Annotated in this window: 26 protein-coding genes and 1 tRNA gene; 5 read left to right on the forward strand and 22 right to left on the reverse strand. The window is 52.8% G+C overall.

Features of this window, described 5'->3' with window-relative positions; translation table 11 throughout:
- Positions 1 to 3: 3 nt before the first annotated feature.
- The 11 genes from E0E37_RS02790 to E0E37_RS02835 all read right to left on the reverse strand — a co-directional run bounded on the left by E0E37_RS02790 (position 4) and on the right by E0E37_RS02835 (position 3,417).
- Entirely contained in the window at positions 4 to 468 is a 465-nt protein-coding gene (locus E0E37_RS02790) for a siphovirus Gp157 family protein (RefSeq protein WP_130861457.1), read from the reverse strand.
- Positions 461 to 751 carry a hypothetical protein gene (locus E0E37_RS02795; RefSeq protein ID WP_130861458.1) on the reverse strand — a complete coding sequence of 97 codons (291 nt, stop codon included), beginning with the start codon at positions 749 to 751 and terminating at the stop codon, positions 461 to 463. Before E0E37_RS02795 ends, E0E37_RS02790 begins: the two co-directional genes overlap by 8 nt.
- 174 nt (positions 752 to 925) lie before the next feature.
- Positions 926 to 1,168, reverse strand: a complete 243-nt coding sequence (locus E0E37_RS02800) for a hypothetical protein (RefSeq protein ID WP_130861459.1) — start codon at positions 1,166 to 1,168, stop codon at positions 926 to 928.
- Positions 1,165 to 1,311 carry a hypothetical protein gene (locus E0E37_RS18485; RefSeq protein ID WP_165445169.1) on the reverse strand — a complete coding sequence of 49 codons (147 nt, stop codon included), beginning with the start codon at positions 1,309 to 1,311 and terminating at the stop codon, positions 1,165 to 1,167. The genes E0E37_RS02800 and E0E37_RS18485 overlap by 4 nt, the downstream gene beginning before the upstream one ends.
- Before the next feature lie 14 nt (positions 1,312 to 1,325).
- The gene (locus E0E37_RS02805; RefSeq protein WP_130861460.1) at positions 1,326 to 1,577 is read right to left on the reverse strand and encodes a hypothetical protein; all 252 of its coding nucleotides are present in this window, start codon (positions 1,575 to 1,577) and stop codon (positions 1,326 to 1,328) included.
- 10 nt (positions 1,578 to 1,587) lie between these two features.
- Positions 1,588 to 2,178, reverse strand: coding sequence for a cell wall hydrolase (locus E0E37_RS02810; protein WP_130861461.1), 591 nt, complete (start codon positions 2,176 to 2,178; stop codon positions 1,588 to 1,590).
- Complete coding sequence (locus E0E37_RS02815; protein WP_130861462.1) at positions 2,169 to 2,429, reverse strand: hypothetical protein; 261 nt, start codon at positions 2,427 to 2,429, stop codon at positions 2,169 to 2,171. Before E0E37_RS02815 ends, E0E37_RS02810 begins: the two co-directional genes overlap by 10 nt.
- Positions 2,430 to 2,443: 14 nt before the next feature.
- Positions 2,444 to 2,665, reverse strand: coding sequence for a hypothetical protein (locus E0E37_RS02820; protein ID WP_130861463.1), 222 nt, complete (start codon positions 2,663 to 2,665; stop codon positions 2,444 to 2,446).
- Positions 2,666 to 2,678: 13 nt separating this feature from the next.
- On the reverse strand, positions 2,679 to 2,882 hold the full coding sequence (locus E0E37_RS02825; protein WP_130861464.1) for a hypothetical protein: 204 nt from the start codon (positions 2,880 to 2,882) through the stop codon (positions 2,679 to 2,681).
- A gap of 51 nt (positions 2,883 to 2,933) precedes the next feature.
- On the reverse strand, positions 2,934 to 3,173 hold the full coding sequence (locus tag E0E37_RS02830) for a helix-turn-helix domain-containing protein (protein ID WP_130861465.1): 240 nt from the start codon (positions 3,171 to 3,173) through the stop codon (positions 2,934 to 2,936).
- A gap of 34 nt (positions 3,174 to 3,207) precedes the next feature.
- Positions 3,208 to 3,417: a toxin-antitoxin system, antitoxin component, Xre family protein gene (locus E0E37_RS02835; protein ID WP_130861466.1), complete on the reverse strand. Its 210-nt coding sequence runs from the start codon at positions 3,415 to 3,417 to the stop codon at positions 3,208 to 3,210.
- 148 nt (positions 3,418 to 3,565) lie between these two features.
- Here E0E37_RS02835 and E0E37_RS02840 point away from each other — a divergent pair, with 148 nt between their 5' ends.
- Together E0E37_RS02840 and E0E37_RS02845 are read left to right on the forward strand one after the other, a co-directional pair.
- On the forward strand, positions 3,566 to 4,111 hold the full coding sequence (locus E0E37_RS02840; protein ID WP_130861467.1) for a LexA family protein: 546 nt from the start codon (positions 3,566 to 3,568) through the stop codon (positions 4,109 to 4,111).
- Between the two features lie 149 nt (positions 4,112 to 4,260).
- On the forward strand, positions 4,261 to 5,325 hold the full coding sequence (locus tag E0E37_RS02845; protein ID WP_130861468.1) for a tyrosine-type recombinase/integrase: 1,065 nt from the start codon (positions 4,261 to 4,263) through the stop codon (positions 5,323 to 5,325).
- Between the two features lie 176 nt (positions 5,326 to 5,501).
- Here the strand turns inward: E0E37_RS02845 and E0E37_RS18490 are convergent.
- From E0E37_RS18490 to E0E37_RS02885, 9 genes are all read right to left on the reverse strand, one after another.
- Positions 5,502 to 5,598 (reverse strand) — tRNA-Sec (locus E0E37_RS18490).
- Positions 5,599 to 5,783: 185 nt separating this feature from the next.
- On the reverse strand, positions 5,784 to 7,178 hold the full coding sequence (selA, locus tag E0E37_RS02850) for an L-seryl-tRNA(Sec) selenium transferase (RefSeq protein ID WP_130861469.1): 1,395 nt from the start codon (positions 7,176 to 7,178) through the stop codon (positions 5,784 to 5,786).
- A gap of 433 nt (positions 7,179 to 7,611) precedes the next feature.
- Positions 7,612 to 9,663, reverse strand: a complete 2,052-nt coding sequence (locus E0E37_RS02855) for a heavy metal translocating P-type ATPase (RefSeq protein ID WP_130861470.1) — start codon at positions 9,661 to 9,663, stop codon at positions 7,612 to 7,614.
- A gap of 114 nt (positions 9,664 to 9,777) precedes the next feature.
- The gene (locus E0E37_RS02860) at positions 9,778 to 9,996 is read right to left on the reverse strand and encodes a cation transporter (protein ID WP_130861631.1); all 219 of its coding nucleotides are present in this window, start codon (positions 9,994 to 9,996) and stop codon (positions 9,778 to 9,780) included.
- 288 nt (positions 9,997 to 10,284) lie between these two features.
- On the reverse strand, positions 10,285 to 10,680 hold the full coding sequence (locus E0E37_RS02865) for an ArsR/SmtB family transcription factor (RefSeq protein ID WP_130861471.1): 396 nt from the start codon (positions 10,678 to 10,680) through the stop codon (positions 10,285 to 10,287).
- A gap of 1,190 nt (positions 10,681 to 11,870) precedes the next feature.
- Positions 11,871 to 12,464, reverse strand: coding sequence for a DNA-3-methyladenine glycosylase I (locus tag E0E37_RS02870; RefSeq protein ID WP_130861472.1), 594 nt, complete (start codon positions 12,462 to 12,464; stop codon positions 11,871 to 11,873).
- A 35-nt stretch (positions 12,465 to 12,499) separates the two neighbouring features.
- On the reverse strand, positions 12,500 to 12,706 hold the full coding sequence (locus E0E37_RS02875; protein ID WP_130861473.1) for a hypothetical protein: 207 nt from the start codon (positions 12,704 to 12,706) through the stop codon (positions 12,500 to 12,502).
- Positions 12,707 to 12,793: 87 nt separating this feature from the next.
- Positions 12,794 to 13,345: a DUF3795 domain-containing protein gene (locus E0E37_RS02880; RefSeq protein ID WP_130861474.1), complete on the reverse strand. Its 552-nt coding sequence runs from the start codon at positions 13,343 to 13,345 to the stop codon at positions 12,794 to 12,796.
- A gap of 281 nt (positions 13,346 to 13,626) precedes the next feature.
- The gene (locus E0E37_RS02885; RefSeq protein ID WP_207302911.1) at positions 13,627 to 14,991 is read right to left on the reverse strand and encodes an aminotransferase-like domain-containing protein; all 1,365 of its coding nucleotides are present in this window, start codon (positions 14,989 to 14,991) and stop codon (positions 13,627 to 13,629) included.
- A 139-nt stretch (positions 14,992 to 15,130) separates the two neighbouring features.
- Between E0E37_RS02885 and E0E37_RS02890 the strand changes: the two genes are divergently transcribed.
- From E0E37_RS02890 to feoB, 3 genes are all read left to right on the forward strand, one after another.
- A complete protein-coding gene (locus tag E0E37_RS02890; protein WP_130861475.1) occupies positions 15,131 to 15,736 on the forward strand; it encodes a sugar O-acetyltransferase in 606 nt (201 codons plus the stop codon).
- 454 nt (positions 15,737 to 16,190) lie between these two features.
- Positions 16,191 to 16,436 (forward strand): FeoA family protein, encoded by a 246-nt coding sequence (locus tag E0E37_RS02895; protein ID WP_330548526.1) that lies wholly within the window; start codon positions 16,191 to 16,193, stop codon positions 16,434 to 16,436.
- Positions 16,421 to 18,460: a ferrous iron transport protein B gene (gene feoB / locus E0E37_RS02900; protein ID WP_130861476.1), complete on the forward strand. Its 2,040-nt coding sequence runs from the start codon at positions 16,421 to 16,423 to the stop codon at positions 18,458 to 18,460. Before E0E37_RS02895 ends, feoB begins: the two co-directional genes overlap by 16 nt.
- Positions 18,461 to 19,327: 867 nt before the next feature.
- Here the strand turns inward: feoB and nagB are convergent.
- Positions 19,328 to 20,059: a glucosamine-6-phosphate deaminase gene (nagB, locus tag E0E37_RS02905; RefSeq protein WP_130861477.1), complete on the reverse strand. Its 732-nt coding sequence runs from the start codon at positions 20,057 to 20,059 to the stop codon at positions 19,328 to 19,330.
- 253 nt (positions 20,060 to 20,312) lie between these two features.
- The gene (locus E0E37_RS02910) at positions 20,313 to 21,677 is read right to left on the reverse strand and encodes an aspartate aminotransferase family protein (protein ID WP_130861478.1); all 1,365 of its coding nucleotides are present in this window, start codon (positions 21,675 to 21,677) and stop codon (positions 20,313 to 20,315) included.
- Positions 21,678 to 21,682: the final 5 nt, after the last annotated feature.

Genomic DNA, 21,682 nt, shown 5'->3' on the forward strand with positions numbered 1-21,682 from the left:
CGCCTACTTTATCTGCACATTCTGCTTCTCGATCAGCTCGCAGCCCGGAATTTCATTTCCCGCTTTGATTGCAGCTTTCACCAGTGTTTTGTTCACCGTCGGTTCTGCATAAGTGAGAAAATCTTCCGGTACTACCGCAGCATTGACTACCGACACAGATTCCGATTTCCTATAAGATACTGCTACCTTAGTAGTACTGAATTTGTTTCCGTTCAGAGCATACACAAGCCAGTCCTTCAGCGATTCTACTTTGTTCTCCGCTGCCCTCTGCCGCTCTGCAAAGCTGTCCTTTTCCGCCTTGTAGGCTTCAGCATCCGCTTTCAGATTCTTGATCCACAGCGCAACGTTTTCTATTTTCTTATCCCGCTCCATCTGCAAAGCGTTCAGTCGTTCCTCATCTAAAATTTCTCCCGTCTCAAGATCCAGGCATTCCATGATTGCCTCATCAATTTCATACAGTTTATTCATTTCTGAAAACTCCTTCCTTGACGTTTCCTGGACGCTCTTTTTTCTTGATCATAGTCCATATTTTCAGCCGTCCAATACAGCTGTACATCTGATCGTAATTCCGAGTGTATGGCTTAACCGGAGTTTCCCCAAACAATCTGCGGTACAGATCGTTATCCACGCGCACGGAATCCGCATTAGGGTCGGCATCCTCCATGCCCTCGGCTCTAAGTTCTCTGGTATGCTCCAGATAGTCGGAAAGTTTTTCGATCAACGTTTCAGTCGCAATTCCTGTTGCTTTCATATTTTTTTCTCCTGTTTAATAGAGTTCATCTTATTGGTATGTACTCTGTCCGGTCATCCGGGTCCTCCCCGGCGTCTCGCCAGCACTCCCGGAGACCACAGCAGCCGGTCTCTGGGTCCACCGACTGGCAGATCGTGCCCCGCCATTTACACCACATTAGATTGTCTCCTTTTGTTATAAAGCGGCAAAATCATCGTCACATGTTTTAATCGCTTCCTGTATTTTGGACGCAACGAGTATTTTAACTATCCTCCCAAGCTCCCCCGTTGGGTCAATTACAGCAAGGTCGATTTGATTGCCGCCGTTTATACGAATCATCCTGATCTGATCCACTCGCCCCAGCTCGTTCTCACTATTTATCAGCCCGCTCTTCCTTTTTCTATTTGCCATACCAACTATCATTTTTTCTTCCGTCATTTTCTTCCTCCTTGACTTTTCCCGTCCACCGCGGTATCCTGAAGATGATCTTTTACAAGTGCGCCTTGCTCGGATGGCCGTCCGGCAGGCGCTTTTTCTTTCCACGACCCAATTTCTGCTTCGCAATCCGTGCATTTATTCATTTTATTCTTCTCCTTTACTTCCCCTCACGCTGAATTGTGATATTGGCACGAATACGCTGTGCGCATCCACTTTCTTCAAACACCCTCGCCGAATAGTCCAGTACCTCGGTAATCTCTGTTTCTGCCCGTGCGCGGGGAAGACCAATTTTTTCTGCAGCTTTTAATGCTATTTCCTTTCGAACCAATAAATCGAAAGCTACCTCACCAAGTATCTGTGCTGCAGCAGACTTAAAATCCCCCTCTGCGATTACAATTTTCTTTTCCATTTTCTCCTCCTTACTTATAAAACTTGTGATTGCCGATCACCCCAGCAACCTCTTTATTCGCCGCCCAGTAGGGTGAGATCGATACCTCCGCAAAGTGTGTCACCGGCCGATCCAGCGCACTGGCCCCGTCGATCAGGCAATCGTTGACGGCCGCCATGGTCTCCGGCCCGATCTCGCCCTGGTACGGCTCTGCAAATTGCCCGGGTGCCGTTACGACCTCCGCCGGCGTTAAGCCCCAGAGCCGCGCCCGGTCTCTGATGCACTGCGCCACTGCCAGCTGGCCCCCATAGCTCTCTCCGCGGGCTTCGGCGGCTACCACTCTGCAGATCAGCTCGTAATCCTCAGCTGTCAGATCAACCGCAGGATCCGGAGACGTCTCATCCAGCAACACCGTTGCCACCGGTATGATATCTACCGCGTCCGCTAACTCGTCGCCCCCCCGTCGCAGCTCCATCACTTGATCCAGTGTGTCCTCCTGCGTCATGCACACCGTGTCGATCCGATACAGGCAGACCAGCATCACGATCAACAGCACTGCGGCAAATGCACTTGCGATCACCCTGCGTCGGTGGAGCTTGTCCGCGTCCTCTCTTATGTACATGGCTTGTCCTCCAGCATCATGTCCAGCTCCTGCTCCTCCTTCGCGATCTCGCTGTCCAACCAGTCCACCAAGACATCCTGCACATTTGCCGCAACATCGTTCGGAGGCTTTGCGCCTGCATACCCGCCCCAGCCGTCCTCTATGGTTACAAGGAAGGGCGTGCTTACCTTGGCAATCGTTTTCCGCTGTTCCTTCAGGGCTCCGATCCTCGTATGGACCTTCAGCGCTTCCTCAAATTTGTCTCTGTTCATGCTCTTCCTCCTAATTAATCTACAAAGGTCTTCCGGACGCTGTCCCAGATGCCGAAAAACTTGTTGCCCAGATACACCTTGTAGCGGTCAGTCGTCTCGTGATGACCCAGCTCGACCGGTATGACCCGCACATCTGGCTCGTGGACGCCCAGCTCGTCCAGAGCCTTATTGATCTGGTCGATTATGCCGTTTTCGCGGATCGCGGTAGCGGCTTCTTTGGTGTTTGTGTAATTCATATCAACCCTCCTCCTACCTGTCTGAGTCTCTTGTGATAATCTGGCCGTGTTCGTCGTACACGGGCCCGCTACCTGTCCAAAGGTATTCAGTATCATAGCTAATCAGGCCCCTTAGTCCATGAGTGGCGTTGTCTACACAATCGGCCCAAACTTGCAGTTTAATTTTTTCGTTGGTCTTTCTGTGCCGTATTCCGACTACAAACAGCTGTTCTTTCATTTCTGTGTCCTCCTTCTTACGCCGTCAGCATTATGCTACCGGCCTACCCGACTATACTACTTGGCTCTTTTCTTCATCCGTAAACCCCAACATCTTAAATAAGGAGCGGAGTTCCTTACGCGTGAACCTGTCGGGATTCTTCAACTTATAATTCAAAGTTGAACGATTAATCCCCAACATCTTAGCAATTTCATCCTGGCTACTGATTTGACGCAATGCCATATTCTTGGCCAGGAATGCGGCAAAAAGCCGGTCTTGCTTCTCATCTTGCCGTTCTTTCAACTTTGGCATTTATGTTCTCCTTATTAGTTTGTAGATTTAAAATCTACACTTTGTTAAAAAAAATTTCGTCTCGTTTAGATTTGCTCATGCCGAACTCAGTTACAAATACTGCTATCTCGCTGGCTTTAAACTCAGTCATATTGTCAATTTTTTTTTGTAAGGAATATGGAGTTATGTGCAATTCAGAAGCTATTTTTTTCATTTTTAACCCTTTTGCATCTATCCAATCCCTTAAAGCTTTGCTATCCGTCAACACCATCACCCCCTTTCTTTTGTAGATTTAAAATCTACAATTTCATAATAGCACTGAGTAGAACTAAAGTCAACATATTTTTGCGAAAATCTATTTTTTTGTTGATTTAAATTCTTCAATATGTTATGATTACGTTGAGGTGATAATAATGGAAAAGCAAGACCGGCTTCTCGCCATAGGAAATAGAATAAAAGAAAGGCGTATCGCTTTAGGCATATCGCAAGAAGCCCTTGCCTTTGAAGTTGGATACAAATCAAGAACATCTATCAATAAAATCGAACTTGGGAAAACGGATATTGTTCAATCTATGATCGTAAAAATTGCAAATGCATTACAAACTACACCAGCCTTCCTTATGGGATGGACCGACGAGTTTGAATCTGAATATAATCCTGCAAAACCAAGCGGAAACGTATTTGCATTTGAAATAAAGGGCCATAGCATGGAACCCCGCATGTTTGACGGTGACACAGTCATAGTCAAAAAACAGGACGACGTAGAAAGTGGTGAAATTGCGATCGTTGAGATCGAGGGAAAAGTCGTGGCCAGAAAGGTGATAAAACAAGATTCTGGGATCATGATTGTTGGTCTTAACGCAGCCGCTTTTTCGCCTAAGTTTTATCCGTATGATCAAGTCCGGATCATCGGAAAAGTTGTTGAAGTCCGCGGAAATGTAGATGGATGGAACAATTAGAGCACTGAATGAATAAAAAACAACCGCCCACCTGTTGGCGCAGGTGAGCGGAAGTTATATATGAGGCTCGTTGTGGAACCTCTCTTGACAAAGTAAGTATAACACAACGAACCTCAATTTTGCAATGCGCACAAGGAGGTTTTTTTATTATGGCAAAAGCAAGGCAGTTACCGTCTGGTAATTGGCACGTGAAGGTGTACGACTACACAGACGAGAACGGTAAGCGCCATTACCGGGCCTTCACGGAAGCAACGGAACGAGAAGCGAATAAAAAGGCAGAATTATTCAAAGAGCATAAAAAGGCGCTGTCTAAGGATAGTGGAAATATGACATTGAATGAAGCTATGGATTCGTTTATAGAAGCCAGATCTAACATTTTATCCCCATCAACCATAAGGGGATATAGGAAAATTCAGCAGGAACGTTTTAAAGAGCTTATTGGCGTTAGGCTGAATGACTTAACAGAAGAAACTATACAGAAGGCGGTTAATCGAGAATCTAAAAAATACGCTCCGAAAACAGTAATTAATGCATACGGTTTTGTAGCCACCGTACTGAATGTATACAGAAAAGGGTTTAAGCCGGATATCCTGCTGCCGCAGAGAAAAAAATTCATCCCTCAGCGGATCACCGCAGAAGATATAAGAAAGCTGATGCTGGAAATACAAAAGGATAGTTTAAGCGCTGCCCTTTTACTCGCAATTGTACTGGGCCTGAGAAGGTCTGAGATAATCGCGCTGTATTGGGAAGACATTAATTTTAATCTTCAAACGCTGACAGTTAAGCGAGCTATGGTCAGGGATGAGAATGAAAATCTCGTCATTAAAGATACAACGAAAACAGAGCAGTCAACCCGGACCATACATATTCCGAAGTTTATTCTTGATGAGCTTGAAGCGATTATTCCAGAGGAAGCCAACGGACATATCTTTAAAGTGAATCCAGAAACTATTCTGGCGCATTTGAAAAAATGCTGCGACCTTGCCGGTATACCACGGTTGAGACTGCATGATCTGCGCCACATAATGGCAAGTGTTGGGCTTATGTTAAATATTGGAGATAAATATTTAATGGAGCGTGGCGGATGGAGCAGTAAAGACGTTATGAAGAATGTCTATCAACATACCTTATACGAGGGCGCAAGTCAAGCAGAATTGCTGATAGAAAATTATTTTGAATCCCTTATTGAAGATAAAAACAAACCAAACGAATAACATTTATTGGAATGCAACACAACATGATTTTGTGTTGCATTTTATGTTGCATTTGATAAAAAACTATGCAACATACAGTCTATTTCATGCAACAATGTGTTGTAAATTTTTAAAATAGCAACATGCACAAAACGTTGAAAAATAAATAGGAGCCACTGTTTCCAATGGCTCCATTCTGGCGGAAGTATGTGGGAATCGAACCCACCCAGGAGGCTCCTAACCCCCCGAACTGGTTTTGAAGACCAGAAGGCACACCAGCACCCATCTACTCCCAAATCGTTCTATTTCCGCCATTCATACACCGGTCGACAGGGCGTGCACCACGCTTTTTCAGCTGTATGCCCCTGCCGGCTGAGGGTATTCTCTGCAGCAACCGCCGGCCCTTGTCTCAGAATCTCTTCTGCACACGGCCGCCGGATCGTTCTCACGAACCGAACGTCTGCCGCTCTATGATTGTACTAAATTTGAGGAAAAATAGCAAGCATTGCTTTCGCGATCACAGAAAATTCTTTCTCCCCGATCGTCCGCACATCCAGCAGAAGCCTGTCCCGGGATATGCGGGCAATAATTGGAATTTCATGGTCTCTAAGTCTTTTCTCCAGCTGATCCACCGTCATTACCTCCGGCGAAAAAGCCAAAGCAAAAGTGGGCAGATCCAGCATAGGCGCAGACCCTCCGCCGATCTGCGAGCACTCTTCCACAAGTTCCGCACGACAGCCCCCCATGCGGCCCTCGATCAACGCCAGCAGACGCAGGGCCTTTTCCTTCAGTTCCTTTCTGTCCGCCGAGATCATCTCCAATACGGGGATCTCCTTCATCGCTTTTTCCCGGTCCAGATAGATTCGGAACGTCTCCTCCAGTCCGGCCAGCGTCAGTTTATCGCTTCTCACCATCCTTGCCATTGGATGTTTTTTCATGCGCTCGATATACTCTTTTTTTCCCACGACGATGCCTGCCTGAGGCCCGCCCAGCAGCTTATCGCCGCTGAACATGACGACGTCCGCTCCCGCGGCCAGTCCCTCCTGCACCGTAGGCTCGTCCACGCCGTATTCCCGCAGATTCAAAAGCAGGCCGCTTCCCATATCGTACAGGACCGGCAGACCTCTCCGGTGGCCCAGCTCAGCCATATCGCTCAGCGCCGCCTCCTCCGTAAAACCGATGATCCTGTAATTACTGGTGTGCACCTTGAGCAGCGCACCCGTGTTCTCGCCTATGGCATTTTCGTAATCGGAGAGCTTCGTCTTGTTGGTGGTCCCCACTTCTTTCAGGAACGCGCCGCTCTGCTCCATGATCTCCGGTACGCGGAAGGCTCCTCCGATCTCCACCAGCTCTCCCCGGGATACCACCACCTCGCGGTCCTGCGCCAGCGCGGACAGGCAGAGCGCCACCGCCGCGGCGTTATTGTTTACCACCATGGCGTCCTCGGCTCCCGTGATCCTGGCCGCCAGCGCCGAAATATGCTGATGTCTCGATCCCCGCTGTCCCCTGTCCAGATCGTACTCAAGGTTGGAAAAATTTTCAGCCGCCTCGGCTATGGCTGCCGCGATCCGCGGATTCAGCCTGGCCCGTCCCAGATTCGTGTGCAGGATAATACCGGTGCCGTTGATCACCCGGCGCAGGTTTCTGCGTTCCAGTCTCCTGATACGGCTCTTTACCGCCTGCAGGATAGACTCCATCTCGATCTCCGCGTCCTCTCCGGCCAGGATCGACTGGCGCAGCTCGTCCACTGCTCCGCGCACCGCTTCCAGCACGATCTCTCTGGAAGATCCCGCTATCTCTGAAGCCAATTCTTCTCTCTGTATGATCTCGTCAGTCTTTGGTAGATTTCTTAATTTATCGTTGATTCCGCTCATTTTGGATACCGCTCTCCCTGTAAATTAGCATATTACGCCTGTTTGCCGCTGCACACCGCGGCTGTCCTGAATTTATTCTATTTCACCGAAAGAGTTAATGCAACAGTTTTTCGCTTTTTGCCCCCCTCACATTCAGACAGAACCGTGCAGCCCAGCGCCCCAGCGTGGGGCAAGATTCGATGCGGCCGGGCGAGGCGGCGCTGTACGGGCCCGGCACAAGATCCTCCTGTACAGCACCGGTTCAGCGCGGAGCACCGGCACACCGTGGAACTCCGGTTCAGTGTGGAACCCGGCACACCGTGAAGCACCGGCACAATATGGAGCGGCGCCGCACTGCGCAAAACGCCGGGGCGCGGTCGTGTGCGCGCCTCCGGCGTTCTGTTCCTCATCGCTGTGCGATTATTATCTTTTGTATACTCCCTTTGCTCCGACTTTAATCCGCTTTCAGCGCCCGCATGGCGTTTAAGATCGCGATGACCGAAACGCCTACGTCGGCGAAAACTGCCTCCCACATGTTCGCCATGCCGAAAGCTCCCAGAATCAGGATCAATCCCTTAACGCCAAGTGCAAACACGATATTCTGCTTGACGATGCGAAGGGTCTTTCTGGCGATCCCGATAGCGGTCAGAAGTTTGGAAGGCTGATCGTCCATGAGCACCACGTCCGCAGCTTCGATAGCCGCGTCCGATCCCAGCCCTCCCATGGCCACGCCCACATCAGCCTGTGCCAGTACAGGCGCGTCGTTGATGCCGTCGCCCACGAAAAGCAGCTTTCCTTTCGGCGATTTCTGCTTCATAAGCGCTTCCATCTTCTCAACTTTATCCCCCGGCAGCAGCTCTGCATAGGCAGCGTCCAGACCGATCTGTTCTGCCGTGCGTTCAGCCACATTCCTGGCGTCGCCCGAAAGCATAACGGTCTTTTTCACACCCAGCCTGCGCAGCCCTGCCACCGCTTTCGCGGAATCCTGCTTGATCTCGTCCGATATGAGCACCGTGCCGCAGAAACTGCCGTCCCGGGCCACATATACCACCGTGCCCGCCTTATCCTCCGGCGCGCACTCGACGCCGAATTTCTGCATCAGTCTGAGGTTTCCGGCCAGCACCGTCCGGCCGTCCACCAGCGCCTTCACACCGTGTCCTGCGATCTCCTCCACGTCCGTGACGCGCTTTTCTTTCACAGGCCCTGACGCTCCATCTGTGCGCTCCGTCTCAGACCGCACTGTCTCTGGCTGATCTGTCCCGGGCAGCGCTGCTTCCCCTCTGTTCCCAGCCTGTTTGACCTGAACTGCTTCAGACTGCGCCGCCTCCTGCGGTGTATTTCGCTCCATCCAAGCCTGTTTCAGCGACAGGGAAATGGGATGGTCGGAATAGCTCTCCGCCAGCGCCGCCATCTCCAGCAGCGCGTTCTCGCTGACTATCCGGCCTCCCTCCGCCGTATCGGCGCCACTGGCGCCCGGCGTGACTATCTCGGACAGCTTTCTGGACGGGTTGATCTCCGTCACGCGGAATACCCCTTTTGTCAGTGTGCCTGTCTTGTCGAAGACGACGATCTCTGCGGAAGCCATCGCCTCCAGATAATTGCTTCCCTTCACCAGCACGCCGCTTTTCGATGCTCCTCCGATCCCCCCGAAAAATCCCAGAGGAATAGAGATGACCAGCGCACAGGGACAGGAGATGACCAGAAAGATCAGCGCCCGCTGGATCCAGTCCGCCCAGGCAGCGCCCGGCACCACCAGCGGAGGGATCAAAGCCAGAGCCGCCGCGGCGATAACTACCGCCGGCGTATAATACCGCGCAAATCTGGTGATAAAGTTCTCCGCTTTTGCCTTCTTGCTGCTGGCGTTTTCCACCATATCCAGGATCTTAGATACGGTGGATTCCCCAAACTCTTTCGTCACGCGGATGACCAGCAGTCCGTTCTGATTGACACAGCCGGACAGCACCTCCGTGCCGGCTGAAACACTGCGGGGCACGGATTCTCCTGTCAGCGCCGAGGTATCCACCATAGAATTCCCCGATACCACCAGACCGTCCAGAGGGATTTTTTCGCCGGCCTTTACCGTGATCAGGTCGTCGATCCGCACTTCCTCCGGGTCGACCTGGACCAGCTCTCCGTCCCGCTCGATGTTGGCGTAATCCGGCCGGATATTCATCAGCTCTGTGATGGACTGACGGGACCGGTTGACCGCGTAACTCTGGAACAACTCTCCTACCTGATAAAACAACATGACCGCTACGCCTTCCGGATATTCTCCGATCAAAAACGCTCCCACGGTGGCCAGCGCCATCAGGAAATTCTCATCAAACACCTGCCCCCTGAAAATATTCCTGACGGCCGACAACAATACCGGTCCGCCTACCAGAAGATACGGTATGAGAAACAGCGCCAGCCGCAGATACCCTTCCGCAGGGGCAAGTGCCGCGATCACAAGAAGCACGCCGCCTGCTATAATCTTTGCCAAATCTTTTTTCTGTCTTTTGCTCATAATCTCTACTCCCTGCTATTCTGGGTCCGGGCCGCAGCGGCGCACCAGCCGCCCCGTTACGGTCCTGCCGTCCCGATCACCCCTATTTCACAAAACAAAACGCCTCAGCTTCCCTTAGATCAGGATCGTGCAGTCCGGCTCTACCTTCCTGCAGGCCTTCACTACCTCCTGCATGATCGCGTCAAAACGATCGTCTACCGCGTCTATAGTGAGCTTCTGGGTCATAAAACTGATAGTGGCGCTGTTTACCCCATCGATTTTTTTCACGGCGTTCTCCATCTTAGCCGCACAGTTCGCACAATCCAGATCTTTCATTTTAAATACCTTTTTCATTTTGATCACTCTTTCCTTTCCTCTGCCTGCGTTGATGTATGCTTCTTGCTTATTTCAACGGCTGCCTCGCCGCTGTTTTCATCTCTTATCCTCTGACGCGTCATTCACCTGCCGCGCTCGCCTGCCGCCACCTGCAGACGTCACTTTCCAGCTTCCCGCCACGGGGCAGCCTGCTGTCGTTGCTTTAACCGGGGCACCTTCTGCCGCCACGTTGACGGTCATGTTCTGCGATCTTGTTCCACGGTCGCATTCCGCCGCATAGAGCGGATCCCCGACTGGCCGCCCGGGCTACTCCATGATATGCTCCATCCCCTGATCGATGATCGTTCTCACGTGATCATCTGCCAGAGAGTAGATCACCTGCTTGCCTTCTCTGCGAAACTTTACCAGCTGCGCCTGTTTCAGCACACGGAGCTGATGTGAGATAGCCGACTGTCCCATGGAAAGCGCTTCCGCGATATCGCAGACACACAGGTCTGATTCAAAGAGAACATACAGGATCTTGATCCGCGTGCTGTCTCCGAACACCTTATACAACTCCGCCAGATCATACAGGATCTCATCCTCCGGCATCTGATCAGTCACCGATTTCACCACTTCGCCGTGAACCTGTGTCACCTCGCAGTTCTCGATCTCGCACCCGGCATCCCGGTTCCACGCGTTCCTCGTTTTCTTCTCTGCCATTTCGTTTCTCCTTTCCCACATAGCCGCCGCTGCTCCGCATTATTGCTGCGGTTCTCCCGCATCCAGAGACCTGCCTGTCATTTCAGTTCCACCGGTCCGCTATTTTCGTCCAGCGTCATTTGGCCCTTCGGCCAGTGTATATCATGAACGAATTAACATATGAATAACTGTTCATACGTTCATTATATGCATACGCCGAAAAATGTCAATAGCTTTTAAAAAATAAATTAATATTGATTTAGTTCTATCCGAAGTTTCTGATCCCACGCATCTTCTATTAATATGAAGAACCGTGTTCGCCGGTCAGAACGGTCTTTGATCTGTCTCCAAATAAAAAAGTTTTCTTCGAAAACTTATGCGCCCTACGGGCTCACTTTTACAAGGTAAACTTTTCTAAAATATACGGAAATATCAACGGACGATATTTTCTATGTTATTAAAAATCGCCTGGAAAATCCAGGCGGTAATACAGACCGTTGCTCTCAGATAGATCAAAAGGAAACGTGTCTCACTCTATGGATAATAGGAATCCGCAAAGGGTTCCGGACGAGTTGCGGCAGAGGATCATAAGCTCCAAGTGGGGAGCTCCGATCAGACGGCCGCAAAGCAGGGAACGCCGATCGAGTTCATACTCTTGTACTGCTGAAGATCCATGACAATGGGCGAGAATAGCTAAAAATTCGCTGTTTCACCTAAAACAGCACGTTTTTCCGGCAGATTTTATATATTTTTCCACTCAAATAGGTGATATCTGAAAAAAAAATCGCATTTCGCCTATTTCAGTCCGCCATTTCGGTGAAAATTGGCTTTTCTTCGCCGTTTCGCCTATCTGCCCTGTCCTGTCAAAGCGCTACGCCGGCCAAGACGTTCCATTCGCTCAAAGTGGCGCGCCGGCCGCCATGCCATTCGTCCAAGGCGCCGCTCCGGCCAAGAAGTCCCCTCAGTCAAAGCCCCGCCCCGGCCGCGACGCCCATTCGCCCAAAGCGCTACGCCGGCCGCCATGCCTTTCAGCCAAAGCGCCGCCCCGGCCGCCATACCATTCGGCCGCTGCAGGCACCCGTCCCGGCGGCCAAAATATTACCTCCGCCGATGCGCGCGGCTCCCAGGTGACCCGCCGCGCCAAAATAGTCCCCAGCTGTCCCATGCCTTTCGTTCAGATCCAGGATTTCCCTTCCGATGCTCGACCTGAACTATTCCTTTCTCCTGCGCACAGTGGGATAGTTGTCCACGATTTCCCTGTATCGAAAACAATCTTCCAGATGATCGTTGATGATCCCGCAGGCCTGCAGATGAGAGTACACGGTAATAGACCCCAGATATTTGAACCCTCGTTTTTTCAGATCCCTGCTCACCTGGTCAGAAAGCGCGTTTTTCGCCACTATCTTTCCCTTCTGATGACCGGCGTATAATATCGTCTTTCCGCCGGAAAACTTCCATATGTATTCGCTGAAGGATCCGTATTCCCGCCGGACCGCCTGAAAGCACCTGGCGTTGCTGATCACAGCCTCCACCTTGCGGCGGGATCTGATCATCCCCTCCTCATTCAGGATGCGGGCGATCTCCTCTTCACCGTATTCCGCGATCCTGTCATAGTCAAAATCGTCAAAACACCGGCGAAAGATCTCCCGTTTCTGGATCATCATATTCCAGTTCAGCCCGCACTGCATCACTTCCATCATCAGAAACTCGAATTGCTTTCGGTCGTCGTGAAGGGGCACGCCCCACTCCTGGTCGTGATAGCGCGTCATTTTTTCATTGCAAAGACACCAACTGCAGCGTTCCATTTCTTCTCAGCCTCTCTTTCTCTCGTCTTTCTGTCTCATCCGGCGATTATCCCTATCCGATCCATCAGGCGGCCAGCGATGTACACGATCAGATCATCCTGCTCGATGTGCTCTTCTATATATCTGCGGGTGGCGGCCCGGAATCCTTCCAGGCCCTCAACATCGCGTATTGACGATACAGATTCTATCCGGTTTTCCACAAAGGACGCTGTATCTTCCTGACCTGCTCTGCGGTATTCCATCGTTCTCCTCCTTTGCCGCCTGCGCACGACTGACCATACCTTGCCGCCTGCGCACGACTGACCATGTTCGGCCGCCTGCGCCCGTCATCACTTTTTCTTCGGTTTCTTTTTCAGCTTCAGTTCAATTCCCCGGACTGCCGCCGCATCCTGCAGCGCCTGGACCGCCGCCGCGGCCATTTCTTTTACCGTGGTCCCCTCCGGCGCCAGGGACTCCATCCTCTCCACAGCGGCCCGAAGCTCCTGGATCTCCAGAAGATTTACAGCCGTGCAGTAAAAGCTCTTTCGCCGCCCGTCGTTGCAGCGTTCCAGCAGATGCCGCAGTATGACCGATTTTTCCTCCAGTTCAGCCAGATAGCCCTCCAGACCGATCTTCTCAGCCCGTGCAAAGTTTTTCAGCTGGTTGTGAGGCAGGAAAGAATCGAATTGGTCGATCCCAACGTATTTTTCGCAAGGGTGTTCGCCGCACTGAAAACAGTACGCGATCCCAGCCCTCTTCATGCTGCACCTGGCGATGGAGCAGGACTGATTGCCCTCTCCGCCGCCGCAGCCGGGACAGTAACCGCCCAGCTTCATGGGACACAGGGCGCAGTTCAGCCCGCAGAGGGAAAAGTTCAGGTCCTTTCTCGAAAAATCTTTCATCTGTATATCTCCCATTTTTGATCCGTTGAATCCGAAGACCTCATTCCGCGGCTCACTGAGTCTCGGCAGATTTCTCCGTCCCCCCGTACCAGCGCCCCCACGGCGACCCTGCAGTCACCCTGCCGGGTCTTCCCTCGCCCACGACCGTATTGCTCCGGTCCCGATATGGTGTCGGCGATCCCACCGAAAAGGTAAACGGCGGCAATCGGCCCGGTTCCATATTCAGATGATAAAGGCGCTGCTATCCGGGCTTTTCTGATTTTCTGCGATCAACGCTTTCACTATGCCAAGACCGCGCTCCAGTTCATCCGTGGATACGGGCGAACAGGTGGCGATCCGCACGGCGTCTGCGTCGTATTTCCGGCGGCAAATCGGTCCGAACACAAAATGCGCACCCCCTGAAGTTTCGCCTGCGCCTCAAGGGGATATCCGCCGCAGTCTCGGGGCAGCGGAAGCCACTGAAAAAAGCTGCGGCCGCTGACTTCAGCGCCCGTTGGGCCGCCGGCAGCGTTCATCGGAAAGAACCTGTGAAAGATCCGGTTCCGCTCTTCCGACATTTCCCTCTTTCTGCGGATGATCTCCCACGCCGCGCCGCAGCTGATCAGCCGGCTGGCCAATTCTGCGTTCAGCAGCGGAATTTTCAGATTGATATTGTTGGCCGTATTCAGAAACGCCTTACGGTAACTGCTGGGGATCACCACGTAGGCGATTCGCAGCCCTGCGGAAAGGGATTTCGACAAGCCGTGAACGTACACGGCGCGCTCCGGCAGCAGCGATGCGAGAGGTGCGGTACTGTCATCTGATAAAAAACCGTAAGTATCGTCCTCGATCAGGATCAGTTTCCGTTCTCGGATTACTCCCGCGATTTCTTTCCGCCGTTTCGGACTCATGGCGATTCCTGTGGGATTACAGCAGGAAGGCATGAGGAATATCCCCTTTGCATCGCACTGCCTGCACTGTCGTTCCAGCAGATCCGGCCGCATGCCGCCGATGTCCGCCCCCACGGAGACAAGCTGTATACGCAGCTGTCTGGCCAGACTGATGAAGTTAGGATATGTAAACTCGTCCGTGATCACCTTATCTCCCGCCTCAAACAGCGTCATCAGCGAAATAGCCAGCGCGTTCTGCGTGCCGGCGGTAAGAACGATATCGTCAGTCCTGGCGTTCATGCCAAAACCGGCCAGCCACTTCTCAGCAACGCTTCTGTGGTATGCGTTTCCCAGCGTGAGATCGAATTCAAACAATTTGTCGGAATTGTGGGACCTGAGCATCTCCCCGGCTGCGTCGGCCACGATCTGATTGCAGCAATAATACGGTCTTATGACTCCCAGCTCGATGTATTCGTCCGATCCTGCCGAAGGCTCAGGCAGCGTAGCCCTGGGCGAAACGAAGGTTCCCCGGCCCACGATCGCATAGATCAGGCCTTTTCGCTCGCAAAGTCTGAACGCCCGGGTGATCGTGCTTAAATTCACGTCGAGATAGTCCGCCAGTTCTCTCTGGGGAGGCAGCTTTGTGCCCGGGCGAAGCCTGCCCTCCGCAATATCCCGCTCCAAATTTTCCGCAAGGGAACGATAGACAGGCGATCTGAGCTTCGATCTCTCCGGTCTCCACGACATGGGATAATTCTCAAAGGAATTGATCGGCAAAATTTTTCCCCCCTAGAAATTGTCTTGCATACAATTCTACTGTTGAAACCACACAAAGTCAATGTTAACGTAATATTGTACGCATTGTATGTATTGTTTCGCCGGCGCGAGAAGCCAGCTTATGAAAGGAAAACATAAAATGAGTGAAGAGGACAGAATCTTTGCGGGAAAATTGTTTGACGCACAGAGACCGGAACTGAAAAATCTCAAGCATAAGGCTCACATCCTGTGTCAGGAATACAACAGTCTTGACGAATACGACGGCCGGCGGTCTCTGATCATCAGAGACCTGATGGGAGAGATCGGAACCGGTTTCTATCTGCAGGGACCGATCCAGGTAAACTACGGCTGCCATACGACCGTGGGCGATCACTTTTTCGCCAATTTCAACCTGACTATCATGGACGACGGAAAGATCACCATCGGCGATCACGTCATGCTGGGACCCAATGTCTCTCTGATGGCCACTTCTCATCCGCTGCTGGCCCTGGAACGGTGCGCCATGAAATATCCCGACGGCCATGTGTCCGTTTCCGAATATGCCCCTGAGATCATTATAGAGGATTACGTCTGGATCGCCTGCAACGTAGTGGTATGCGGCGGCGTCCGGATCGGAAAGGGCGCGGTGATCGGAGCAGGCAGCGTTGTGGTGAAGGATATTCCCGCCAACTATCTCGCCTATGGAAATCCGTGCCGCCCGGTGCGGCCCATCACTGAAAAAGATTCAAAAATGCATCTTCTGTAAGCGATATCATCGCCTGCGCTCCAGGTCTGGGAATCCAGCAGCAGACGCAGACCGCCGCGTAAATGAAAGGCTTGCCGGTCCACTGCGGATCTCCAGGAGATGTGTTAAGAGTTCCAGCGGCCCATCGTACCGCAGAACACATTTTCACTGTGCTCTGCGGTTTTTCTTTGTCTTTTTTCTAAATAGAGTGTACAAATACTCTTTCTCAATTTATAATAGAAACGCGAAGTTAGGTCTGACTAACTCAAAATTTCTCCGCGGAGCAGATGCGAAAATGTCTTCCTCCGGCGGAATCGATTCAAATATAAACCTATCTTCGGCGGACGGGGATGCACATCCCTGAACAGCTCAAATTTCAGCGTTGACACACATCAACGGCCAGAGGCAGACCCGCCGTCTGGAAACCGTGAGCTCTGGAGAGCCGAAGGCAGATCATTATACAAAGAAATGAGGGATGAGTGTGACATTGGCAGAAGGAAATGTGGGACAGGTATATACGGTACTGAACTCGGCGCTTCCGCAGCAGGTGGAAAAAAGAATGGAAGCTTTGGGCATGACCCGGGGCTCACAGCTCAGGGTGCTGCACAAAAAAAACAGCGGCACTCTCGTAATTTTGCTGCGCGGCACCCGGTTCGCCGTAGGCAGAGGACTCACGTCTAATATTCAGGTCAAGGAGGCGTCGGAATGGAAAACGAAATGACGGTAGGGTTTATCGGTAACCCCAACTGCGGAAAAACGACATTGTTCAACGCCTTCACAGGCGCCAATCTGAAAGTCGCCAACTGGCCGGGCGTCACGGTGGAGAAGGTGGAAGGCGCAATGAAATATCACGACAACATCTTCAAGCTGGTGGACCTACCCGGCACCTACAGCCTGACCTCTTACACCATGGAGGAACAGGTGTCCCGGCAGTATATCCTCAGCGACGATGTGGACGTGATCGTGGATGTGGCAGACGCTTCTTCTCTGGAGCGCAACCTCTACCTGACCCTTCAGCTGCTGGAGCTTGGAAAGCCCGTGGTCGTAGCGCTGAATATGATGGACGTAGTGGCAAAAAGAGGCATGGAGATCGACCTGCACCGGCTGCCGGAAATGCTGGGCGTTCCGGTGATCCCGGTTTCCGCCCAGAAGCGCAAGGGTCTTGACATACTGCTCCACACCATCGCACATCACCGCGACACCAGTCAGGCGGACCGGCTGATCCACCATCATTCTTCCGACCATTCAAAAAAACACGAACAGCACGCCATGGTCTACAGCGATGGGCTGGAAGACAAGATCGACATCGTTTCCGAGGAGCTGAACAAAAAATATCCCGGTATCAAAAATCCCCGCTGGCACGCCATAAAGCTGCTGGAGCAGGATCACGAGATCATGGAAAGCTATCCCGTCGATCTCCCGCAGGTGCTGGACCGCAGCTACGAGAGCGATATCATCAATGAGAAATACGATTTTATCGAGGAGATCATCGGCGAGACTCTGGTAAACAAAGAAAAGCAGGCGGCGCTCACAGACAAGGCCGACGATCTGCTTCTGAACAATTGGCTGGGGATCCCCCTCTTTCTGGCGATCATGGCCATGGTGTTCGTACTCACCTTCACTCTGGGCGACTGGATCAAAGGATATTTTGAAATACTGATCGGCTGGATCTCCGACGGCACGGCGGCCGGGCTCAGCGCCGTACACGCGGGCCCCATGCTGACAGCGCTGACAACGGACGGCATTATCGCCGGAGTGGGCGGGATCCTGTCCTTCCTCCCCAATATTGCCATCCTGTTTCTGGCTCTGGCCTTTCTGGAGGACAGCGGCTACATGGCCCGGGTAGCCTATGTGATGAACAGCGTCATGGGAAAAATGGGACTTTCCGGCCGGGCGTTCATCCCCATGATCCTGGGTTTCGGCTGCACCGTCCCCGCGCTGATGGCCTCCCGGGTACTGGAGAATCCCAAAGACCGGCGGCGCGTCATGCTGATCACCCCGTTCATGTCATGCAGCGCCCGGCTTCCGATCTACATTTTGTTCTCCGACCTGTTCTTCGCAGAACACGCCATGATCGCCGCCTACTCCATGTACCTGATCGGCATCGCCGTGGCCATGATCGTAGCTCTGGTACTGAACTGGCGGGACAAACAGCGGTCGAAAGACATGCTGCTGATCGAACTGCCGGAATATAAAATGCCCAGCGCCCGCACCGTATTCATTTACGTGTGGGAAAAGGTGCGCGATTATCTGACGAAAGCCGGCACGACTATTTTCGTAGCCTCCGTCATCATCTGGTTTCTGCTGAACTTCGGCTTCCAGGGCTACACCGACGACATGACCGCCAGCTTCGGCGCAAAACTCGGTACGCTTTTGATCCCTGTGCTGGCCCCGGTGGGGCTGGGTTTCTGGCAGGTGGTAGTCGCTCTGATCGCAGGGATCTCTGCCAAAGAAGTCGTGGTATCCAGCTTCATCGTGCTGTTTGGCATGCAGACCGTTGGAAGTGCCGGAGACCTGTCCGCGCTGCACGCCTCCCTGGCAGGCATCGGTTTCGGGCCGTTGAACGCTTTCTGTATGATGCTGTTCTGCCTGCTGTACATCCCCTGCGCGGCCACCCTGGCCACCTTTAAAAAGGAAACGAACAGCGTGAGAAGTATGTTTCAGGTAGCCCTTTTCCAGCTGGCAACCGCCTGGGTCGTCACCTTCACCGTGTACCAGACGGCGTCGCTTATCCTGGGAATGTAGCGGGCAACGACGGCGTAATAAGTTGATAAAATCAAAGATAGAGAAGGAGCAGAGAAACCCCACCGTTTCCCTGCTCCTTTTCTGATCCCGCGCTTACCGTGAAAAACTGACGACGCCTGTATGTCCCCCACATGCCGCCGGCAGGTTCCTGTCCGCCTCCGGCGCCCAAACCGGTGCTGCCGTCAGGTCAGCCGGTCCTCTCCGGTAGAATTGCCGCCAAAGCCGGGCAGACCGCCAGCGCTCCGCCAGTCTGCCGCCACTGCGATGCAGATGCTATAAAATGTGCACAAAACAGTGCGGCAGCCTGCACTGCAATGACCGGAAAACCCGCCGCCCCGCCTTTCCGATGACGTTCACCGTTCTTGCTTAATTTAACAATGAATCCTTTTCGATCCGCTTCGCAATGCTGCCCGCAAAATAAAATAGGCGAAAACAGAAAAAAATTAACGTTTTCGCCTATATTCCCGCTTTTTCAGCTGTTTTAGCAGCTGATTTTCTTCAAATATAGGGGAATCTCAAGTTTTTTCCTGCATTTCGCCGAAAAGATCTCCTGATATCGGGGAAATGTGAAAAAAATCATGATTATCACCTATTTCCAATACATGGTTTCACAGTCGGCGCTGACGGCCCGGCCATATTCCATCGTTCCTTCAAACTGGCATTCAAACTGGCCTTCAGACCAGCTTTCGTACTGGCCTTTAAACGCCCCTTTGGGCTGCCCGAAGCACTGCCCGTGGCATTGCGCGCCGCACCGCCCATCACCCCGCCGCACCTTCCGCACTGCCCGTCAGAGACTTACCCGTCGTGCTTAACCTTTCATCGGGCTGCCGCACTTCCCTTACGGCCGGAGCTCTGCCCCGCGGCCCCCTATCCGCGGATCTCCGCCAGCGCATCCGCATCCGCCACTACCGTCAGGCGCGGATGCATCTGCAGGATCGATCCCGGTATGGCTGGGATCACTGGTCCAAACAGCACTTCCTTCAGTATGCGGGCCTTTCTCTGCCCGCTGACGCAAAGCAGGATCCGTCTCGCCTGCATAATGCGCTTAACACCCATCGTGACGGCCTGCTTCGGCACATCTTCCTCAGAGGAGAAGAATCTGGCGTTGGCCGCCCGCGTGCTCTCGCTGAGCTCCACCACATGGGTCATCTGGGCGAAGGACTGATGGGGCTCGTTGAAACCGATATGTCCGTTTTCCCCCAGTCCCAAAAGCTGCATGTCGATACCTCCCAACTGCTGGATCAGTTCTTCGTAATGCAGGCACTCCGCCGTCAGGTCTGCGGCCGTCCCGTCCGGCAGATGGCATCTCCGCGGGTCGATATTGATATGCCGGAACAAATTTGTGTTCATATAATAGCCATAGCTGTTGGGGTCCTCAGACGAAAGTCCGGCATACTCGTCCAGATTTACTGTGGACACCGCTGAAAAGTCGATGTCTCCCTTGTTATACCATTGGATCAGCTGTTCGTAGATCCCAAGGACCGTGCTGCCCGTGGCCAGTCCCAGAACGCAGTTTTCCTTCAGAATGACCTGAGCGGACAGAAAATTCGCCGCCTTTCTGCTCATATCTCTGTAATCCGTTGCCCTGATAATTTTCATGTCGTTTCCATCCCTGTTCAAATATTTTATGTTCCATCCAGGATCCGCTGCGGCCGTCAACTCAGGCCGGCTCCGGCGCCCAGCTGGGCCGCAGTCAGCGCGGAGCTCTGCAAAAGCTGGACCGAGGGCCCCGCGGAGCCCCCGCAAAACGGAACGCTGTAAAACGGGGGCCGCAGGCCCCGTTAAGCGCCTTGCGGTCCCCGTCTTTTCCATCCTATTTATTGATCTCCGACTCTGTCCGAAAATTTTTTATCTACATGCCCAATCGTTTTTCAACAGCTGCGGCCGCTTCCTCCGCCTTCGCCAGCGTGTCGTCGATGTCCTTGTCGGTGTGCGCCATGGACACGAAGAGGTTTTCGTAATAGTGCGGGTGGAACAACACGCCGCGGAACAGCATTTCCTCCCACCAGAGCGTAAAAATGTCGCCTCTGGCATACTTTTGCGCATCTCTGTAGTTTTCGATGGGATGATCCGCAAACCATACCTGGAATACAGGTCCCAGTCCCACGCAGTAAGCGTCCACTTTGGAATTTCTCCAGATTCGATCCAGACCTTCTCTCAGCTTATCGCACTTGCGGTAGAGCTCCTCGTACAATCCCGGCGTCCGCAGATAATCCAGCGTAGCCGAAGCCGCGGAGAGCGCGATCCCGTTGCCGCTGTAGGTCCCCGCCACGGACACGGTCCCCTTGTCCACCAGACTCATGATCTCCGCCTTGCCGCCCAGCGCCGCCACCGGAAATCCGCCGCCCATGCCTTTGGCAAAGATGGACAGATCCGGATCGATCCCATAATACCCCTGAGCGCCTGCCAGAGAGATCCTGAATCCCGTGATGACCTCGTCGATGATCATGACGATCCCATATTTTTTGGTCAGTTCCCGCATGCCTTCCAGATAACCAGGTTTGGGCAAAATACAGCCCGTATTGCACATAACGGGTTCGCTGATCACCGCTGCAATATCCTCGTAGTTTTCCTCGATGGTCTTTTTCAAAAGGTCCAGATCATTCCAGGGCAGGATGATGAGCGTGTCCGCCAGCTCTTCCGGAACTCCGGGACCCTGAGGCTCAGGAACAGGCATGCCGTCCACCAGCGCCGCTTCGGAGGGATGCTTGCTCCAGTAGATCGTGTCCGCGAACCCGTGGTACATGCCCTCGAAACGAATGACCTTTCTTTTTCCGGTGTAAGCCCTAGCCAGACGCAGAGCATAGGTGACGGCTTCCGTTCCGGAGTTGTTCAGACGGACTCTCTCCAGACTGGGCACACACTCGACCATCTTGCGGGCCACATCCGTGTCCGCCTGCGAGGCCAGCGCAAAAACCGTTCCGATGCTGCGGATGTGATTGACCACCGCTTCCGTGATGTTGTCCGGCCGGTGCCCAAGCAGCGCAGGTCCCAGGCCCAGAAGATAATCTATGAACTCGTTTCCGTCAATATCTGTTACCTTAGACCCCTTTCCCTGCTCAACGTAAAGAGGAAACGGATCCCATCCCGACCAGACCGCGCGGGCCGTGCTGTTTACGCCTGCGGGAATATACTGCCTCGCCTCCTCGAACAGCTTCCTGCTGGTGGGAAAACGCCGCTCATATTCGGCAATATTGCGTTTGATTTCCTGAGACATTTGAA

The sequence above is a fragment of the Bacilliculturomica massiliensis genome (genome assembly GCF_900605495.1).
Lineage (GTDB): Bacteria > Bacillota > Clostridia > Peptostreptococcales > Anaerovoracaceae > Bacilliculturomica > Bacilliculturomica massiliensis.

What these genes read in the sequence shown, in the direction of transcription:
- E0E37_RS02790 (WP_130861457.1), bottom strand. Translation starts at nt 468, where the DNA reads ATGAATAAACTGTATGAAATTGATGAGGCAATCATGGAATGCCTGGAT.
- E0E37_RS02795 (WP_130861458.1), bottom strand. Translation starts at nt 751, where the DNA reads ATGAAAGCAACAGGAATTGCGACTGAAACGTTGATCGAAAAACTTTCC.
- E0E37_RS02800 (WP_130861459.1), bottom strand. Translation starts at nt 1,168, where the DNA reads ATGACGGAAGAAAAAATGATAGTTGGTATGGCAAATAGAAAAAGGAAG.
- E0E37_RS18485 (WP_165445169.1), bottom strand. Translation starts at nt 1,311, where the DNA reads ATGAATAAATGCACGGATTGCGAAGCAGAAATTGGGTCGTGGAAAGAA.
- E0E37_RS02805 (WP_130861460.1), bottom strand. Translation starts at nt 1,577, where the DNA reads ATGGAAAAGAAAATTGTAATCGCAGAGGGGGATTTTAAGTCTGCTGCA.
- E0E37_RS02810 (WP_130861461.1), bottom strand. Translation starts at nt 2,178, where the DNA reads ATGTACATAAGAGAGGACGCGGACAAGCTCCACCGACGCAGGGTGATC.
- E0E37_RS02815 (WP_130861462.1), bottom strand. Translation starts at nt 2,429, where the DNA reads ATGAACAGAGACAAATTTGAGGAAGCGCTGAAGGTCCATACGAGGATC.
- E0E37_RS02820 (WP_130861463.1), bottom strand. Translation starts at nt 2,665, where the DNA reads ATGAATTACACAAACACCAAAGAAGCCGCTACCGCGATCCGCGAAAAC.
- E0E37_RS02825 (WP_130861464.1), bottom strand. Translation starts at nt 2,882, where the DNA reads ATGAAAGAACAGCTGTTTGTAGTCGGAATACGGCACAGAAAGACCAAC.
- E0E37_RS02830 (WP_130861465.1), bottom strand. Translation starts at nt 3,173, where the DNA reads ATGCCAAAGTTGAAAGAACGGCAAGATGAGAAGCAAGACCGGCTTTTT.
- E0E37_RS02840 (WP_130861467.1), top strand. Translation starts at nt 3,566, where the DNA reads ATGGAAAAGCAAGACCGGCTTCTCGCCATAGGAAATAGAATAAAAGAA.
- E0E37_RS02845 (WP_130861468.1), top strand. Translation starts at nt 4,261, where the DNA reads ATGGCAAAAGCAAGGCAGTTACCGTCTGGTAATTGGCACGTGAAGGTG.
- selA (WP_130861469.1), bottom strand. Translation starts at nt 7,178, where the DNA reads ATGAGCGGAATCAACGATAAATTAAGAAATCTACCAAAGACTGACGAG.
- E0E37_RS02855 (WP_130861470.1), bottom strand. Translation starts at nt 9,663, where the DNA reads ATGAGCAAAAGACAGAAAAAAGATTTGGCAAAGATTATAGCAGGCGGC.
- E0E37_RS02860 (WP_130861631.1), bottom strand. Translation starts at nt 9,996, where the DNA reads ATGAAAAAGGTATTTAAAATGAAAGATCTGGATTGTGCGAACTGTGCG.
- E0E37_RS02865 (WP_130861471.1), bottom strand. Translation starts at nt 10,680, where the DNA reads ATGGCAGAGAAGAAAACGAGGAACGCGTGGAACCGGGATGCCGGGTGC.
- E0E37_RS02870 (WP_130861472.1), bottom strand. Translation starts at nt 12,464, where the DNA reads ATGGAACGCTGCAGTTGGTGTCTTTGCAATGAAAAAATGACGCGCTAT.
- E0E37_RS02875 (WP_130861473.1), bottom strand. Translation starts at nt 12,706, where the DNA reads ATGGAATACCGCAGAGCAGGTCAGGAAGATACAGCGTCCTTTGTGGAA.
- E0E37_RS02880 (WP_130861474.1), bottom strand. Translation starts at nt 13,345, where the DNA reads ATGAAAGATTTTTCGAGAAAGGACCTGAACTTTTCCCTCTGCGGGCTG.
- E0E37_RS02890 (WP_130861475.1), top strand. Translation starts at nt 15,131, where the DNA reads ATGAGTGAAGAGGACAGAATCTTTGCGGGAAAATTGTTTGACGCACAG.
- E0E37_RS02895 (WP_330548526.1), top strand. Translation starts at nt 16,191, where the DNA reads ATGAGTGTGACATTGGCAGAAGGAAATGTGGGACAGGTATATACGGTA.
- feoB (WP_130861476.1), top strand. Translation starts at nt 16,421, where the DNA reads ATGGAAAACGAAATGACGGTAGGGTTTATCGGTAACCCCAACTGCGGA.
- nagB (WP_130861477.1), bottom strand. Translation starts at nt 20,059, where the DNA reads ATGAAAATTATCAGGGCAACGGATTACAGAGATATGAGCAGAAAGGCG.
- E0E37_RS02910 (WP_130861478.1), bottom strand. Translation starts at nt 21,677, where the DNA reads ATGTCTCAGGAAATCAAACGCAATATTGCCGAATATGAGCGGCGTTTT.